The sequence below is a fragment of the Saezia sanguinis genome, from assembly GCF_003991585.1.
Classification (GTDB): domain Bacteria; phylum Pseudomonadota; class Gammaproteobacteria; order Burkholderiales; family Burkholderiaceae_C; genus Saezia; species Saezia sanguinis.
In genome coordinates this window covers 25,025-41,644 of the sequence record NZ_PQSP01000010.1, presented here as the reverse complement: position 1 = coordinate 41,644, position 16,620 = coordinate 25,025, and the positions used below count along the sequence as shown (strand labels likewise).

Below are 16,620 nucleotides of genomic sequence, written 5' to 3'. Positions count from 1 at the left end.
CATCTGCACTTACAACTGCCATGTTGCTGCAATGTTGAGCCGGGCGGCCTACTGGATATCCAGAGTCTTTGCGATGTGTTGTGAAAATTCCTGCATCAGCGCCATCCCCTGGTCGTGGGTGTAGAAGCCGAAAATATCCTGGATGATCATGCCCAGTACGTTGGCGATGCCCAGGTTGGCAAAACGTGCATGGTCGCCAGCGTTGTAGGCCTGCTGGATAAACCGCAGGTAATCGGGAATCACATGCTGTAAGGTATCCCGGTCATGAGAAAGCATGGGCGCAATACGCTCGTCAATCCAGCGTATCAGCATGCTGATCTTCTCCGGGCTGAGATCAAACTCCGCATGTTTGCTGTTTCTGTTTGCGCTCATGATGCATCTCCATCAGGTCACCTGCAATCACAGGTATTCAGTTGGTGGGCCTTGTTGATTTCAATGTAGCATAACCAGTATTCACTGTAGACAGGCAGCATCAGAACTGTGGCACAAATTTGGTTCTCTGTGTATTAATTCACGTATAGATGTTGGTATTTGAGCAAAAAAACAGCATAAAGCCGGTGCTGGCCCGCAGTTTGGGCCTGTAAACCTTACTGAGATATCAACCACTGAATCGGGCGGCAGGCCGCCGCCAGAGCTGCAGGGCGCGTGTTTTACCGGTCTGCCTGTGCTGGCGCCGCCGCAGCCGTTGCAGCCTGGTGGCTGATGATCTGATCCAGCGCCTGGATGACGTCAGCCGCCGCCAGCCGTGAGCCATAGCGTGAGAAATGACGCCCGTCGTTATAGATCTTGATGTCGTCTTCCAGGCGGCAGATGCCGTCCGGGCAGACTGTGGGGGTGACATCAATGAAATAGGCGTTTTCATGCGTGTCGGCATAGGCTTTCAACTGCGCGTTGATACGTCCTGACAACGCATCTTTGGCTGCATAGGGGGCATAAGCCTGCCGGTCACAGACTTGCGGCAGCCAGGGCGGGCGCGTCAGGCATTCGGCAATGTTGAAATGGTAACGGTAATAGTTGGGCAGCGACAAAATGACCAGCGGATTATCGCCAATGTCATTCTGAATGCTTTGCAGGTGCATATCCAGGAAATCGTAAAATGCCGCTTCGTTGGTAAAGCGGTTGGATTCGCGGTGGTCAATCGGTTCATGGCTGTAGTAAAGCAGCCAGTCTTGTGCCAGTATCAAAGGCAGATGCTGTGTGTTCACTTCGCTGACGGCCTTGTGATATAAATCCACACAGGTTTGCCGCAATGCAGAAGGCGTGCCCAGCATGGGATAGGCGTCTGACATGAAGCAGCCAAAATTGAAAATGGCTTCAATGTATTCGTTGCGCGGGCTCAGGGCGGCATTAAACCCCACATAGTAGTGGGCCGAGAAACTGTCGCCGAGCAGGTAGGCAATGCGCCGGCCTTGCGGGTCGCCAAAATGCGTCACACTGAAATTGCCTGGCGTGCCGCCTTCCACATAGTCTTCTGAATACAGGCCCTGCTGCGCACCTAAACGCCAGGGCAGGCCGTCGCTTTTGCTGGTGTACTGAAAACCCGCAACGATGGCACACACCACGGCAAGCATGGCGATGCAGCCATGCAGTTTGTTTTTCAGACCTTTCCAGTTGATCTTCTGTTCGATCAGATGATAGATCAACGCGCCAAGCAGCAATGAAGCCAGCAGCAGAATGATTTTTTCAATGCTATTGAGCTCACGGAAAACATAGTAGCGGTAGAACAGCAGCAACGGCCAGTGCACCAGGTAAACTGAATAGGAGATTTTGCCGATGTAAACCACAGGTGCCCAGCGCAATACGTTGCCGGTGGCAAAACCTTTGCCTGCGTACATACAGGCGGCGGCTCCCAGGCAGGGCAGTAATGCAGCCAGTCCGGGGAAAGGCGTTGCAGGCGTATAAACACAGGCCGAATAAACAATGGCGGCAATGCCTGCAACCATCAGCGCAACGCTGGCTGCGGGGTTGATCTGGCGGTCATATACAAATACCAGCAGCGCGCCAATGCCCAGCTCAAATGCGCGGTAGGGCATCAGGTAATAGGCGTTGACCGCATGTGTGCTGATCATGACCTGTGAGGCCGCCAGCGATGCCAGTGTGATCAGCGCCAGCAGTGCAATCAGAGCAATGCGGGTGAATTTTGCCGGCAGTTTAAATACAGCCCAAACCAGAACCGGCCAGATCAGGTAAAACTGCCATTCCACACCCAGCGACCAGGTATGCAAGAACAGTTGCTTGTCGGCGCCAAAGTCAAAATAGCCCTGGTGCTTGCTGAAAAATATATTGGATGCTGAGGCCAGTGCATATTTGCCGGTGCGTGCCATATTGGCCAGCGTAACCGGGTCGGCCAGCACAAAGGCAACCAGAAAGGTCAGCAGTGTGACGGTGATCAGTGCCGGATACAGGCGCACAAAACGGCGGCCATAAAAATTCCAGAATGAAAACCGGCCATTGCTCAGGCTGCCAACCACAATGGAGGTGATCAAAAAGCCGGAAATAACAAAAAAGACATCAACCCCGACAAAGCCACCGCTCATGCCCAATTGCATGTGGCACAGCAGCACCAGCAATACGGCAACGGCGCGCAGGCCGTCAAGTTCGGGTTTATACGTCATTGCTTGGCTGGGCCGAGGGTTCGGGCGTTGCGGGGGTATTCAGAATACGCCGGATTTCCTGCACAATATAAGCGCCCGCTTCCACCGAGCCATAGGCAGACAGGTGGAAACCGTCGTTATACAGCATGGCATTGCGCATGGCATTGCACATGCCGCCCGGGCAGAGTGCCGGTGCCGGGTCTATGTAATAGACCTGTTCGTGGGTATCGGCATAGTTTTTCAGAAAATCGTTGAATTCGGCCACCGGTGTTTGGCGGGGGGGATAGGGCTCAAGCTGTTGCAGGCAATTGCGTGTGGCCAGCGCAGGCCGCATCAGGCATTCCTTTTCGTCTTCACCCCAGCGCCGGTAAGGCACGCTGGCAACCAGAATCAACGGTTGGTGCCCGATTTTGGCACGGATGTCGTTGAGGTTGTTTTCGATGAACTGGGTATAGCTTTCGCGCGTGCGATAGTCCGATAAGATGGCGACATTGCGCTCATCCAGCGTCACGGATGTGCCCCATGCCTGCACCAAAATCAGGGGCAGGCCCTGGGTTCTGGCGCGGTCAATGGCCTGTGCCGAAGTAACACGGCACTCCTGGGTGACCTGCGTGCTGGCGTCAATTTCTGAAATGACACAGCCAGGGTAGGTGATCTGCTGGATCATCTGGCCGCTGTCCTGCAAGGCGGCATTCACGCCAATGGACAGGCTGCCGGCAAAGCTGTCTCCGGCAATAATGCCCAGTTCATGGCCTTGCGGGTTACCCAGTGGGGTGGTGAATGCAAACCCTTTGCCACCCCAGGTCAGGTAGGATGCATTTTGCAGTTCCGGGGTGGCGGCACGCCAGGGCAGGCCTTCGCCGTATTTACCGGTGTAAAGCATGGCACCTGTGCTGGCCACCACCAGGGCCATCATGACGGCACATCCTGCTTTTTTATTGGCCAGGCGTTTCCAGTTAATGCGCTGCTCGACCAACCGGTAAACCAACGCGCCAAGCAGCAGCGAAACGAGCACCAGCATTATTTTTTCTGTGATACGGATGTCGCGATAGACATAATATGTATACAGCACGAGCAGCGGCCAGTGCACCAGGTAAACCGAATACGATATTTTGCCGATGTAGACCACAGGCGCGCAGCGCAAGATGTTACCGGCGACAAACCCTTTGCCGCCATAAATACACGCGGCTGCTCCCAGACAGGGCAACAGCGCAGCTATACCCGGAAAGGGGGTGGCAGGCGAATAAAAGAAGGCCGAGCAGATGATGGCGGCCATGCCGGCAATCATCAGGCTGACCGAGGTGAGCATGCTGGCCTGTTTTTCATATACAAAGACCAGCAGTGCGCCGATACCGAGTTCAAAAGCCCGAAAGTGCATCAGGTAATACGCCCCTTTGGGGTCGTGTGAGATGGCCCACTGGCTGGCAGCAACCGAACCGATGGTGATCAATGCCAGAACGGCGACCAGCCATGCCATTTTTTTGGAGAACTTCAGCACCAGCCAGATGATGACCGGCCAGACCAGGTAGAACTGCCACTCCACGCCCAGCGACCAGGTATGCAGGAACGGCTGCTTCTGGGCGGCAATGGCGAAATAACCCAGGTGGTCTCTAAAGAAAATGTTGGAGGTGGATGTGATGGCGTAACGGCCTGAGCGGCTGAGGTTTTCGAGTGTGACCGGATCGGTCAGCAAAATACCTGCGAGCAGCGTCAGCAGTGTGACGACGATCAGCGCCGGATACAGGCGCACAAAGCGGCGGCCATAGAAGTTCCAGAATGAGAATTTGCCCTGTGTCATGCCACCAACCACAATGGAGGTGATCAGAAAACCGGAGATGACAAAAAAGACGTCCACACCAATAAAACCGCCGGGGGCGCCCAGTTGCATATGGCACAGCAAAACAAGGAGTACGGCGACAGCGCGCAGACCGTCAATCTCTGGCTTATAGGTCATGAAGTATTCTGATAATGAAAACAGTGAATCTCAAAAAGAAGTTATTTTAGCGGGATTTGGCGTATGGTTGTGTGGGTAACCGCCTGCTGTTTATGACTGGGGGGATAAGGCGCCCTGAGACGGGGTTTGCTGCAGTTGCTGAACAATCCCCTTGATTTGCTCGAGTACATGGGGCGCGACCAGCTTGGCGCCATAGTAAGACAGGTGAATGCCGTCGGCATAGAGTTTGGCATTTTGCCTGGCAGAGCAGATACCGTTGGGGCACAGGATGGGTTCAATGTCGATAAAGTAGACATTTTCCCGCGCGTGAGCCTGCGCATATGCTTTTAGGGTCAGGTTGGTTTTGTGGATGAAGATGTCTTCCACACGGTAGTCGCTGAGCTCTGCCTCACACGCCTGCGGCAGGTAGTTCGGGCGCAGCAGGCATTCCTGTTCACCGCCGTTCATGCGCTTGAGCGGTACGCCGCCCACCAGCACCATGGCCTGCCCGTTCAGGCGTTTGCGAATGTCGTCCAGGTTGGCCAGCAGAAAATCATGCGTGCCGGCAGCAACACCTTTCTGCGCGTCTTCTTTGGTGACCGGCGTATTGTTAACGAACCACCAGGCCTGCACCAGCACCAGCGGCAGGTTGTCCTCGCTGACGTTGTCAAACGTTGCCTGCGTCAAAGCGCGGCATTGAGGGGTGGCTTGCGGCCGGTAGTCAATTTCAGAGATCAGGCATCCTGGCGAAAAAATCAAATCCAGTGAACCCGGGGTTTGTCGGGTGGCATAATCCAGCCCGCTGGCCAGGCTGCCTGCCAGGCTGTCGCCTGCAACAATGGCCGATGGCGGCGTATCCACGGCACCCAAAAACAGCTCATGCTCGTAGTTTTCCCCGCCCCACATGGTGTACTGCGGGTCGTTCAGTTCGTTGTTGCCCAGCCGCCAGGGTAAGCCTTCTCCCTGGTTGCTGACATACTGAAACGCACCGACCATGACAACCACAAGAGCGACCATGGCGGAACAGTCCACCAGCTTGTTGCCCATGCGTTTCCAGTTGATGCGTGTTTCAACCAGGGTATACAGCAGTGCACCCAGCACCAGCGAGGCTGTAAACAGCGCGATTTTTTCCAGCGTGCTGATATTGCGAAACACATAGTAGCTGTAAAGAACCAGCAGCGGCCAGTGCACCAGATACACAGAATAAGAGATTTTGCCGATATAAACCACCGGCGACCAGCGCAGCACATTGCCAACGTTGAAGCCCTTGCCGCCATAAATGCATGCGGCAGTTCCCAGGCATGGCAGCAGCGCGGCTACGCCCGGAAAGGGCGTGCTTGATGTATAAACCAGTGCGGAATATAAAATTGCGGCGATGCCTGCCAAAACCAGCAGGATGGATGTGGGGCGGCTTGCCGGTTTTTCATAAACCAGCGCCAGCAGTGCGCCAATGCCCAGTTCAAACGCGCGGTACGGCATCAGGTAGTAGGCGGCATTGGCGTTGGTGTCGAGCATGGTCTGCGAGGCGACGAGCGAAGCTATGGTGATAGCCAGCAGCATGGCCCATAACACATATCTGGAGAGCTTCAGGGCCATCCAGACCAGCAAAGGCCAGGCCAGATAGAACTGCCACTCCACCCCCAGCGACCAGGTATGCAGAAATACTTGCCCCTGTGCGGCAACATCAAAATAGCCCAGGTGCCGGTTGAAAAAAACATTTGATGCAGAAGCCAGCGCGTATTTGCCTGAGCGGGTGATGGCCTCAAGGAAGGTCGGGCTCACCAGCAAAAAGCCGGCAATGAATGTCAGCAGGACGACCACAATCAACGCGGGGTACAGGCGCACAAAGCGCCGGGCGTAAAAGCTCCAGAATGAGAAGTGGTCCTGCGCGATGCCGTTGACAACAATGGTGGTGATCAGAAAGCCTGAAATGACGAAGAACACGTCCACGCCAATAAACCCGCCCATGAAGCCAAGCTGCATGTGGCACAGCAATACCAGGAGTACAGCTACCGCGCGCAGTCCGTCGATTTCTGGTTTATAGGTCATGGGATAGATTCAGTCAAACAGCCCGTCAATGCAGCGTATCCTGCATGATCATTTAAACCAATTATTTTAACGAGAATCCCGCAGAAAAGGGCCAGAATCAGTGCAACTATGCACCATGTTGTTGCATTTTTGAGGGTGAATGGCGGGTTTTAATGGTGGTTGTCCGCCTGGCGGTACTGTTCAAGAATATTTGTTATTTCCTGCATGACATAAGGCCCGACAATGTCTGAGCCATAAACAGAAAGGTGAAAGCCGTCGTAGTACATCATGGCGCTGCGCTGTGTTGTGCATACACCCTGCGGGCAAACCGCGTTGTCGATATCAATGTAATAAACGTTGTCGCGGGTTTGCGCATACTGGCTCAGTGCCTGATTGGTCTGGTAGGTCGGGAGGTTATTCACACGGTAGTCCCCGATCTGCTGTTCACAGGCGCGGTACACATATTGCGGTCGCAGCAGACATTCCTGCGCCCCCATTCCCCAGCGCTTGTAGGGAACATTGCCAACCAGAATCAGTGGGGAGTCGCCAATCAACTGCCGGATCTGGTCAAGCTGCTCATACAGTTCCTGGTGATACTGTGCCTGAGTTTCCTGGGGAATACCGTGGGAGAGCAGGAAGTGCTCGCTGTATGGCACGCCCCATGACATCACCAGCACCAGCGGCAGGTGTGCCTCCCGCGCCTGCTGGAAGGCACGCAGAGAGACTGTTTTGCAGTGTTCGTTGCTGGATGTCGGAGAAATCACACAGGCTGGAGAGAACATGAGTTCCGCAGACTGGTGGCGGGTTTTCAGATCATTGTCGATGCCATGCGCCAGGCTGGCTGCAAAGCTGTCGCCAGCAATCACCGCGACCTGAGGGGCATCTGCCTGGCCTTGAAGCGGCTGTTTGAATATATTGAAGCCGCCCCAGCGGGTGTATAACGGGGTGTTCAACTCGCCGGATGACAGGCGCCATGGCAGCCCGGAATCGATTCTGCTGGCATATTGAAACAAACCCAGGCACAGGACAACCACGGCAAGTGTGGCCAGCGACCTGGCCAGTTTGCTGGACAGGCGTTTCCAGTTGATCCGGGTTTCAATACAACTGTACAGCAACGCACCCAGTACCAGCGAGGCGATAAACAGGCCGGCTTTTTCAGTGGTGTTGATCTCGCGGAAAATATACAAACGGTACAGCACCAGCAGCGGCCAGTGCACCAGGTAAACCGAATAAGAGATTTTGCCGATGTACACAACCCATGGCCACTTCAGCACATTGCCCGTGGTAAACCCCTGTGCGCCATAAATACAGGCGGCTGCGCCCAGGCAGGGCAGCAAAGCGGCCAGTCCCGGAAACGGCGTGGCGGGTGTATACACGAACGCTGCATAAAGAATGGCCGCCATGCCTGCCAGTGTCAGCCCGGCTGAAACGGCGGGGTTGCTGCGTTTCGGGTACACAAATACCAGTAACGCACCGATGCCCAGTTCAAATGCGCGAAACGGCATCTGGTAGTAGGCGGTATTGGCGTTTTTGCCGATCATCCATTGCGAGGCAATGACCGAAGCCAGGGTGATCAGCGCCAGCGCGGCAACCAGCCATTTGCGTGGTGCCTGTACCGGCAGTTTGTAAATACCCCACACCAGCAGCGGCCAGATCAGGTAAAACTGCCATTCAACGCCCAGTGACCAGGTGTGCAAAAAAGGCTGTGCCTGTGCTGATGCGTCAAAGTATCCTTGAAACTTGCTGAAAAAAACGTTGGATGTGGAGGTGATGGCGTATTTTGCCGTGCGGGCAATCAGCTCCATGTAAGAAGGACTCAGCAGTAAAAATGCGGCCGCAAATACCAGCACGGTAACGGCAATCAACGCAGGATACAGGCGGATAAAGCGCCGCCCGTAAAAATTCCAGAATGAAAAGCGGCCTTCGCCGATGCCACCAACCAGAATGGAAGTAATCAGAAAACCGGAAATGACAAAAAACACGTCCACACCGATGAAGCCGCCTGACGCGCTCAACTGCATATGGCATAACAGCACCAGCAATACAGCAACCGCTCTCAGTCCGTCTATCTCGGGCTTGTAAGTCATGGCTGCGCACCATGCTCCTGGGCTAAGGCGGCATTGACCTGGCGCATGATATCCTGCACCACCAGGCGTGCGCCGTATTGGGATGTGTGAAACCCGTCAAAATACAGCATCGAGTTACGCTCTGATGTGCAGGTGCCCCCCGGGCAGGCTACCGATGCGGTATCAATGTAATAAACGCCGTCGTGTTGTTGCGCATAGGCCTGCAGCGCGGTGTTGATGTTGCTTACGGGCGATGCCTGTACCGGATAGGCCGGAATCTGCTGCTCACAAATCTGCGGCAGATAAGCCGGGCGGGTCAGGCAGGTTTTTTCACCGGTGCCCCAGCGCCGGTAAGGTGGGCTGCCCACCAGGAACAGCGGGCGCTCGCCAATGCGTGTGCGCAAGTCGTCCAGGTTATGGGTAATGACGGTGTTATAACGCTCCTGCAGGGCCATATCCGGTGGCGTGCCTTCGGCGTCGGCCTGTACCAGCGGGCCACCCCACGACTGGATCAGGATCAGCGGCAGGCCGGGGTTTTGCGCCACGTCCTGCAAGGTCAGGGCGGACAAGTGCTGGCAGGCGGGTGGAATGTTGATGATTTCCAGCTCGGTCGCTGCCGTGATCAGGCAGCCAGGCTCGTAAAAACGGTTCACGTTTTGGCCCAGCGGTTTGAGGTATTCATCAAACCCGGTGGACATATTGGCCGCAAAACTGTCTCCGCCAATGATCGCAACACGCTGCCCGTCAGGCTGCCCTAACACAGCAACCGCTGGAAAGCGGGCAATGCCCCACTCGTAATAATCAGGGTTTTGCAGCGTGTTGTTGTCGGCCATGCGCCATGGCAGGCCGTCGCCGGGCTTACCAGCGTAATAGAAAAGGGCGAGCATGACAACCGACAGGCCGATCATGCTCAGGCAGCCTGCCAGCTTGTTGGACAGGCGCTTCCAGTTGATGCGCTTTTCTACCAGCAGATAAACCACGGAACCCAGCGCAACAGAGGCCAACAGCAGTGTGACTTTTTCCGTGGTGTTGATGTGACGGTACACATAGTATTGGTACAGCACCAGCAACGGCCAGTGCACCAGGTAAATGGAATAGGATGCCTTGCCGATAAAGACCACTGGCGACCATTTGAGCACATTGCCCGCGGTAAATGCCTTGCCGCCGTACATGCAGGCGACCGCGCCCAGACAGGGCAGCAGTGCGGCCACACCGGGAAATGGCGTTTTCGGCGTATAGATAAGGGCCGAGGCGATGATTGCCAGCATGCCGGCGATGACCAGCAGGATGCCGGTTGCCGGTTTGACGGCACGCTCATAGCCAAATACCAGCAGGCCGCCCAGCCCCAGTTCAAAAGCGCGGTACGGCATGAGGTAGTAGGCCGCTTTGGCGTCATGCCCGATCATCCATTGCGAAGCAGCAACCGAAGCAATGGTGATCAGTGCAATCAGGCACACCAGTGCCGGGCGTACAGATTTGGCCGACAGCTTGAAAACGCCCCACATCAGCAGCGGCCAGATCAGGTAAAACTGCCATTCAACCCCGAGTGACCAGGTGTGCAGAAAAATCTGCTGCTGGGCCGCCTGGTCAAAATAATTCAGGTTGTTATTGAAAAAGATGTTGGAGGCTGAAACAATGGCGTAGCGCCCGGCCCGGTTCAGGTGTTTGAAGGTTTCCGCATCCATCAGCAGAAAGCCGGCGATGAAGGTCAGCAGGACAACGGTCAGAAGCGCAGGGTACAGGCGCACAAAACGGCGGCCGTAAAAATTCCAGAATGAAAATTTGTTCTGATCCAGTCCATTGTAAACAATGGATGTGATCAGAAAACCGGAGATGACAAAAAACACGTCCACCCCGACAAACCCCCCGGCCATGCCCAGCCGCATATGGCATAGCAGAACAAGTAAAACAGCAATAGCCCGCAGGCCATCAATTTCGGGTTTGTACGTCATGGTGTTTCACCGGGGTGAATGATGCGCTCGACCGCTCCGAGCACCGTTGGGGTCAGCAGTCGTGAGCCGTATTTGGACAAATGCGAGCCATCGTCGTAAATCATGGCATTGTGTTGTGCCGTGCAAATACCCTGCGGGCAGGCCTGCAACGACGGGTCTACATAGTAGACGTTCGGGTGCTGCTGAGCAAACTCCTGCAGCAAGGTGTTGATATGGTGTGCAATGGCTTCTTCAATGGGATACTGGAGCAGGATCTGCTGCGTGCAGACCTGGTTGGGAACATAAGGCGGGCGGGCCAGACATTCTTTTTCGCTGGTGTCGATTTTGAAGTAAGGCACTGTAGCCACCAGAATCAGTGGGCGTCCGTTCATCTGGCTCAGGGTATAGGTCAGGTTTTGCCGGATGAAATCATCGTATACCGCTTGCCGGTCAAAATGAAGCCGGCCGCTTTCGTCCAGCCGGGTGAATTCATGAATTTTGTAATTATCCCAGGACTGGACCAGCACCAGCGGCACATTGTATTGTGCCGATTTTTCAATGGCTTTCTGGTAAACGTCAATGCAGTCGGCCTTATCGGCTGCCGACAGGTCCGAGCGGTAATACAGGCCCGATACCATGCAGCCCGGGCTGGTGACCAGGTCAACCGCCTGCATCCGTGGGCTCAGGTATTCATCAAACCCCGTGGCATAGCTGTGGGCAAAGCTGTCGCCAGCCACCACGGCGATGAACGGGCCGGCCTTGTTGCCCAGTGTGCTTCGGTCATGGTAGCCGGCACGTGCCGGCTCAAAATAATCGCTGTTGTTCAGTTCGGTGGCATTCAGGCGCCAGGGCAGGCCGCCGCCCCCTTTGCTGATGTAATGGAACACCGGTGCAACCACCAGCACCACAGCGGCCATGGCCAGGCAGCCAACCAGCTTGTTGGGCAGGCGTTTCCAGTTGATGCGTTTTTCCACCAGCAGGTAAATCACGATGCCCAGCACCAGGGAAACCAGCAGCAGCACCAGTTTTTCTACGGTGTTGATATCCCTGAACACATAGTATTTGTACAGCACCAGCAAGGGCCAGTGCACCAGGTAAATCGAGTACGACGCCTTGCCGATGAAAACCACGCTGTTCCACTTGAGCACATTGCCCTGAACAAAGGTTTTGCCGCCCAGCATGCAGGCCGCAGCGCCCAGGCAGGGCAGCAGCGCGTAATAACCGGGGAAGGGTGTGCTGGGGGTGTAAAAAACAGAGGCAAACAGAATGGCTGCCAGCCCTGCAATAACCAGCACCACACCGGCGGCAGGTTTGATATGCTGATGGTAAATGAACACCAGCAGGCCGCCCAGCCCCAGTTCAAAAGCGCGGTACGGCATCAGGTAATAGGCGGCGCTGTCCCGGCCATGTGTCAGTGCCCATTGCGAAGCGACTACCGAAGCAATGGTAATGACCAGCAGCAAAGCAACCAGCAGCGCTTTGGTGCATTTCAGCGGCAGCTTGAAGACCAGCCAGACCAGCAGCGGCCAGACCAGGTAGAACTGCCATTCAACCCCCAGCGACCAGGTGTGCAGGAACGGTTGTTTCTGTGCCGCAATGGCAAAGTAGCCCTGGTGTTTGTAGTAAAAGAAATTGGAGGCTGACGTGATGGCGTATTTGCCGGTACGGGCCAGGTTTTCCAGCGTGGCGGGATCGGTCAGCAGAAAGCCGGCGATGAATGTCAGGATGACAACAACAATCAGTGCCGGATACAGGCGCACGAAGCGTCTGCCGTAAAAGTTCCAGAAGGAAAACTTGCCCTGGCTGAGACTGTCCACCACAATGGTGGTGATCAGAAAACCGGAGATGACAAAAAACACATCCACCCCGATAAAGCCGCCTGCCATGCCCAATTGCATGTGGCAAAGCAGTACCAGCAAAACGGCCACTGCCCGCAGGCCATCGATTTCCGGTTTATACGTCATGAAACGGGTTACAGAATGAGTGGGTGTAAAAAACTTTACATTTTAGCGTGATTCACGGCACACGCGCCAATATATGCGGCAATGAACGCGTGTTTGTGCACGGTAAAATGTCTTTGGGTGCCGGGGTATGCCGTACGGTAACGCCTTATTGTAAACAGATCGTAAAATGGCATGTTTGATGATGTGGACACAAAGAGAGTTAAGGTAAGCGATGGAAGCGCATATGACAGGTCAGCCCGAACGCTTGCGGCAGGTACTGGCACGCACATTGACGGAGGCGGGGTTTTGGAGTTTTCCGCACATGGACTTTTGTGTGCGCACCCGCCAGAATATCCGTGATGTCATTGGCTGGCGGCGCCATGAAGATGGCAGCCCCCGGTACGCGCTGTATTTTGGAATCTGGGTGCCGGAGCTGGAGCACACGTTGCCGCAGCACAAGGTGGACGAAGCGACCGATATCCATAATACCGAGCTGATGCACGACCTCTCCCCGGCGTTGTCCGACCAGTTGACTTACTGGTGGCGGGAAGATTGCAGCACCGTTCAGCAGGAGGTCTGGCTGGAGCAGCAGTTGCGCAGTGTGGCATTGCCTTATTTTGATACCTTTGCCTCGGTGGGAGACGTGGCGGAAATGGTCTTTTATGACCCGCGCTACCACAACACGGCGCTGGAGCACCGCCTGCTCAGCAACCCGCATGCCGCGCTGTTCAATTACGATATTGGGCAGGTCTGCGAGCAGGTGGATACGGTGCTCAAGCCGCTGCAAAAGCTGGTGCCGGCATTTCATTATTCCTCAGGTTATTTCTGGCGCCGGCGCGGTGAGGTGTTTGATGTGATTGTGCCCCGCTATCTGGCTGACTGGCGTTTTGTGCAGGTCAGGACGATGGTGTGGCACCCGGCGCTGGACGGGGTGGAGCATGCGCCGGATGCATTGCCGGAAGGCTTTTCACAGGTGGCATGGCGCAGCTTTTCAGACAAAGGTACCGAGTCGTCGCAGGCCTTGCCGGCATTTCTGGGCAGCAGCCGTTATGAGCATTTGTCGCTGGAGTCGCTGCTGGAAGGGCTGCGTTCCTACGGGCTGGCCTGGCTGGAGGGCATCAACACTCGGCAGGATGTGCTGGCGGCGGTCAGGCCGGAATTTAAAAAGTTCTATCCCGGCTGATTGGTGGCCTATACGGTCTATACACGGGTGCAGTTGTTAGTTATCAGGTTGCTAAAACAGCGACTGAAAAACTCAGCCGCTGTTTTGGGTTAAGTGCACCGCAAATGCGGGCTGTTAATGGCGGTAGTTGGGCGGGGGTGCGTAGGAGCCACCGGAACTGTCGCCTGGAAATGCCTGTGGCGTTTGTTGCGTGCCGCGTACGGGGGAAGACGTGGTGGGCCGCGGGTTGTTCAGCTCAAACACGGCAGTGCCGATGACGCCAACATTGCGAATTGAACCTGCATCGGTATTGGCCGCATAAGCGTCCCCAGGGGCCGAAAAGCGGAAGGCTGCAACTTCATTCTGGTTTTTGCGGAAACCTTCAATCAGCAGCGTGCTGTTGGGGTACAGCACATAACCCCGGTTCGACAGCGAGCCGGCAGAACCTTTGAGAACATCCAGCCCATCCACTGTCGCGACAATTTCATAGGTGTTTTGCGAATAGTTCTGGTAGAACAACTGGTAACGCTCGCCTTCACGTCCCTTCAGGTACAGGCGTTGTCCGTCCTGCGTGAGTTCCCACTTGCGGTTGTTTTCGTTCAGGATGGACATGCCAACGCGGCCATTGGCAATCATCGCTTCCTGAATGGCGTTGCCGGAATAGCGGGCAGCGGAGTAATTGATTTGAACCACATCCACCGGCTGGCTGGAGGTGCGGCGCAGGTCAACGGTGGTGACATTGGAGGATATGCCTTCACCCCACTGGGTTCCCAGCCGCTCTGACGAACGGGCCTGCTGAGGTGCCGGTAGCGGGGCGTCTGCCATCACGGCTGTCTGCTGCTGTTGTGCACAACCGGCGATAAAAGCCAGTGTTGCCACGGTAAAGCCTAACTGGGTATAAAAGCGCATGTAAATATTCCTTTACTCAATGAGGTTGCCTGATGCTGACGAGTGTAGCATCGTTCAGTTTTTATACGTGCGAAAACACCCTGCGGGGTTAAATGGCCGTGAAATCAGTGCGCATAAAAAAGCCCCCGTTGTGTGAGCGGGGGCCTTGCAGACAGAAAATCGTCTGAATTACTGTGCCGGAGCCGGTTCCGGTGTCACCGGTTCGAGCGGCAGCACTCTTTCAGTAATGCCTGGCGCAGCTTCCGGTTTTTCGGCATCGGAAGAGGATGCGGCTGGCTTATCTGTCTCGCTGTCAGCCTTGCTTTCATCAGCCTGAGCGATGATTACCGGTTTGCCCTGCAGGAAGTTCAGTGCCTGGCGCAAACGGAAGTCTTCGTCACTGCCGTATTCGGGCGGGCGTGGCAACGCTGTTTTGTCGTCGCTGCCGTTTTGCAGCCGGTTGATGGCCGCATCACGGTTGGCACGGCGCTCGGCGGCGGCTTTGGCATCCTCTTCGTTGACCGTCAGATGGCGCAGCAGGTCGGCTTCGCGTGTATAAAGAGCTGCCAGCGGGCTGCTGCCGTCTTCGTTTTCAGCCAGCAGAATATCGGGCACAATGCCTTTGGCCTGGATGGACGAGCCCGAAGGGGTGTAATACAGCGCAGTCGTGAGCTTGATGCCGGTATTTTCACTCAATGGGCGAATGGTCTGTACCGACCCTTTGCCGAAAGTCTGGGCACCCATGACGGTGGCACGTTTGTTATCCTGCAGCGCACCGGCCACAATCTCAGAAGCGGAAGCCGAGCCTTCGTTCACCAGAATCACCAGCGGAACGGTTTTAATGCCTTCCGGCAGGGCCCGCAGCGGGTCTCTTTGTGCCATCAGTTGCAGTGTCTGGTTTCTGCTTCTGCCTGCCATTTCAAGCGGGCTCAGGCGCACATAGTACTGCGGGTCTGATTTGAAGGTATATTTGGATTCTTCCAACTGCCCGTTGGTTGATACCACCACCGTGTTTTCCGGCAGGAAGGCTGAAGAGATGGCTACAGCAGCATCCAGCAGGCCGCCCGGATCGTTGCGCAGATCGAGCACCAGCCCCTTGAGGTTGGGGTCCTGTTGATACAGCTCGTTGATTTTGGTGACAAATGCTGCAACGGTATTATCCTGGAACTGGGATACGCGGATCCAGCCGTAACCAGGCTCAATGATGCGTGCCTTGACCGACTGGGTCTGAATTTCCGCGCGGATAATCGGCACGGTGAAAGTGCGGTTTTCTGATTTACGGAAAATCGTCAGCACCACTTTGGTATTGGGCTCACCACGCATGCGCTGTACCGCCTGCTGCAATGTCAGGCCGCGCACTTCGGTGTCGTCAATGCGGGTAATCAGGTCACCGGACTGAATGCCGGCCCGGTAAGCGGGGGAGCCTTCAATCGGGGAAACAATTTTCACCAGCCCGTCTTCCTGGGTAATTTCAATACCGACCCCGACAAATTTGCCCGAGGTGCTTTCACGGAATTCTTTGAAGTCTTCCGGGCCCAGGTATTGCGAGTGCGGATCCAGCCCGGCAACCATGCCGGAAATGGCATCCTGCATCAGTTTGTGCTCATCGGTCGGCTCAACGTAAGAGGTTTTGATGATGCCAAAGACGGCGGCAAATTCCTGAATCTGCTCCAGTGGCAAAGGAGAGATGGTGCCTCGGGCAATAGCCTGAAGCTGAATGGTTGCCAATGCCCCGGTCAGAGCGCCAATGGTGATCCACCCGGCGATTTTAAATTTAGGATTCATATTCAATTTTCCACAGAACATACGGGTATCAGGCCAGCCTGACTGGTTGCCAATACCTGAAATAAAGCTGCCGCACCAGCGTCATGCAGCTTGGGATTATATGCCTGATTCTCTTCAGAGATATACCTATCTTATTGAAAAATTACTCATTTTTTACATTTACGTCATCTGTGGCGGTGCCTCAATGCAGGCCGATGCCAAGGTTTTGTAACCCCGTATCGTATAGAAAATTGATTCCACAGATGGCAGTAGGGCATCAACTTACCACAAAAAAGGTAGAAAAATCAAGC

Annotated in this window: 10 protein-coding genes; 1 reads left to right on the top strand and 9 read right to left on the bottom strand. The window is 55.2% G+C overall.

Going from position 1 to position 16,620, the window contains the following annotated elements:
* Window positions 1-48: 48 nt before the first annotated feature.
* The 7 genes from CUZ56_RS13255 to CUZ56_RS13225 form a co-directional block, all read right to left on the bottom strand.
* Window positions 49-372: a hypothetical protein gene (locus CUZ56_RS13255; protein ID WP_126980893.1), complete on the bottom strand. Its 324-nt coding sequence runs from the start codon at window positions 370-372 to the stop codon at window positions 49-51.
* Window positions 373-650: 278 nt separating this feature from the next.
* Window positions 651-2,615 carry an acyltransferase family protein gene (locus CUZ56_RS13250; RefSeq protein ID WP_126980892.1) on the bottom strand — a complete coding sequence of 655 codons (1,965 nt, stop codon included), beginning with the start codon at window positions 2,613-2,615 and terminating at the stop codon, window positions 651-653.
* Window positions 2,605-4,548, bottom strand: a complete 1,944-nt coding sequence (locus CUZ56_RS13245) for an acyltransferase family protein (RefSeq protein ID WP_126980891.1) — start codon at window positions 4,546-4,548, stop codon at window positions 2,605-2,607. The genes CUZ56_RS13250 and CUZ56_RS13245 overlap by 11 nt, the downstream gene beginning before the upstream one ends.
* Before the next feature lie 90 nt (window positions 4,549-4,638).
* Entirely contained in the window at window positions 4,639-6,576 is a 1,938-nt protein-coding gene (locus tag CUZ56_RS13240) for an acyltransferase family protein (protein ID WP_126980890.1), read from the bottom strand.
* 149 nt (window positions 6,577-6,725) lie between these two features.
* Window positions 6,726-8,642, bottom strand: coding sequence for an acyltransferase family protein (locus CUZ56_RS13235; protein ID WP_126980889.1), 1,917 nt, complete (start codon window positions 8,640-8,642; stop codon window positions 6,726-6,728).
* Window positions 8,639-10,573 (bottom strand): acyltransferase family protein, encoded by a 1,935-nt coding sequence (locus tag CUZ56_RS13230; RefSeq protein ID WP_126980888.1) that lies wholly within the window; start codon window positions 10,571-10,573, stop codon window positions 8,639-8,641. Before CUZ56_RS13230 ends, CUZ56_RS13235 begins: the two co-directional genes overlap by 4 nt.
* On the bottom strand, window positions 10,570-12,516 hold the full coding sequence (locus CUZ56_RS13225; protein ID WP_126980887.1) for an acyltransferase family protein: 1,947 nt from the start codon (window positions 12,514-12,516) through the stop codon (window positions 10,570-10,572). The genes CUZ56_RS13230 and CUZ56_RS13225 overlap by 4 nt, the downstream gene beginning before the upstream one ends.
* A gap of 223 nt (window positions 12,517-12,739) precedes the next feature.
* Here CUZ56_RS13225 and CUZ56_RS13220 point away from each other — a divergent pair, with 223 nt between their 5' ends.
* Window positions 12,740-13,678, top strand: a complete 939-nt coding sequence (locus CUZ56_RS13220; RefSeq protein WP_126980886.1) for a hypothetical protein — start codon at window positions 12,740-12,742, stop codon at window positions 13,676-13,678.
* 114 nt (window positions 13,679-13,792) lie between these two features.
* On the opposite strand, the gene CUZ56_RS13215 is transcribed toward CUZ56_RS13220, so the two are convergent.
* Together CUZ56_RS13215 and CUZ56_RS13210 are read right to left on the bottom strand one after the other, a co-directional pair.
* Window positions 13,793-14,566 (bottom strand): hypothetical protein, encoded by a 774-nt coding sequence (locus CUZ56_RS13215; protein ID WP_126980885.1) that lies wholly within the window; start codon window positions 14,564-14,566, stop codon window positions 13,793-13,795.
* Between the two features lie 168 nt (window positions 14,567-14,734).
* Window positions 14,735-16,330 carry a S41 family peptidase gene (locus CUZ56_RS13210; RefSeq protein WP_126980884.1) on the bottom strand — a complete coding sequence of 532 codons (1,596 nt, stop codon included), beginning with the start codon at window positions 16,328-16,330 and terminating at the stop codon, window positions 14,735-14,737.
* Window positions 16,331-16,620 lie beyond the last annotated feature (290 nt).

Coding starts and splice junctions, on each gene's coding strand:
- CUZ56_RS13255 (WP_126980893.1), bottom strand. CDS start 372: ATGAGCGCAAACAGAAACAGCAAACATGCGGAGTTTGATCTCAGCCCG.
- CUZ56_RS13250 (WP_126980892.1), bottom strand. CDS start 2,615: ATGACGTATAAACCCGAACTTGACGGCCTGCGCGCCGTTGCCGTATTG.
- CUZ56_RS13245 (WP_126980891.1), bottom strand. CDS start 4,548: ATGACCTATAAGCCAGAGATTGACGGTCTGCGCGCTGTCGCCGTACTC.
- CUZ56_RS13240 (WP_126980890.1), bottom strand. CDS start 6,576: ATGACCTATAAACCAGAAATCGACGGACTGCGCGCGGTAGCTGTACTC.
- CUZ56_RS13235 (WP_126980889.1), bottom strand. CDS start 8,642: ATGACTTACAAGCCCGAGATAGACGGACTGAGAGCGGTTGCTGTATTG.
- CUZ56_RS13230 (WP_126980888.1), bottom strand. CDS start 10,573: ATGACGTACAAACCCGAAATTGATGGCCTGCGGGCTATTGCTGTTTTA.
- CUZ56_RS13225 (WP_126980887.1), bottom strand. CDS start 12,516: ATGACGTATAAACCGGAAATCGATGGCCTGCGGGCAGTGGCCGTTTTG.
- CUZ56_RS13220 (WP_126980886.1), top strand. CDS start 12,740: ATGACAGGTCAGCCCGAACGCTTGCGGCAGGTACTGGCACGCACATTG.
- CUZ56_RS13215 (WP_126980885.1), bottom strand. CDS start 14,566: ATGCGCTTTTATACCCAGTTAGGCTTTACCGTGGCAACACTGGCTTTT.
- CUZ56_RS13210 (WP_126980884.1), bottom strand. CDS start 16,330: ATGAATCCTAAATTTAAAATCGCCGGGTGGATCACCATTGGCGCTCTG.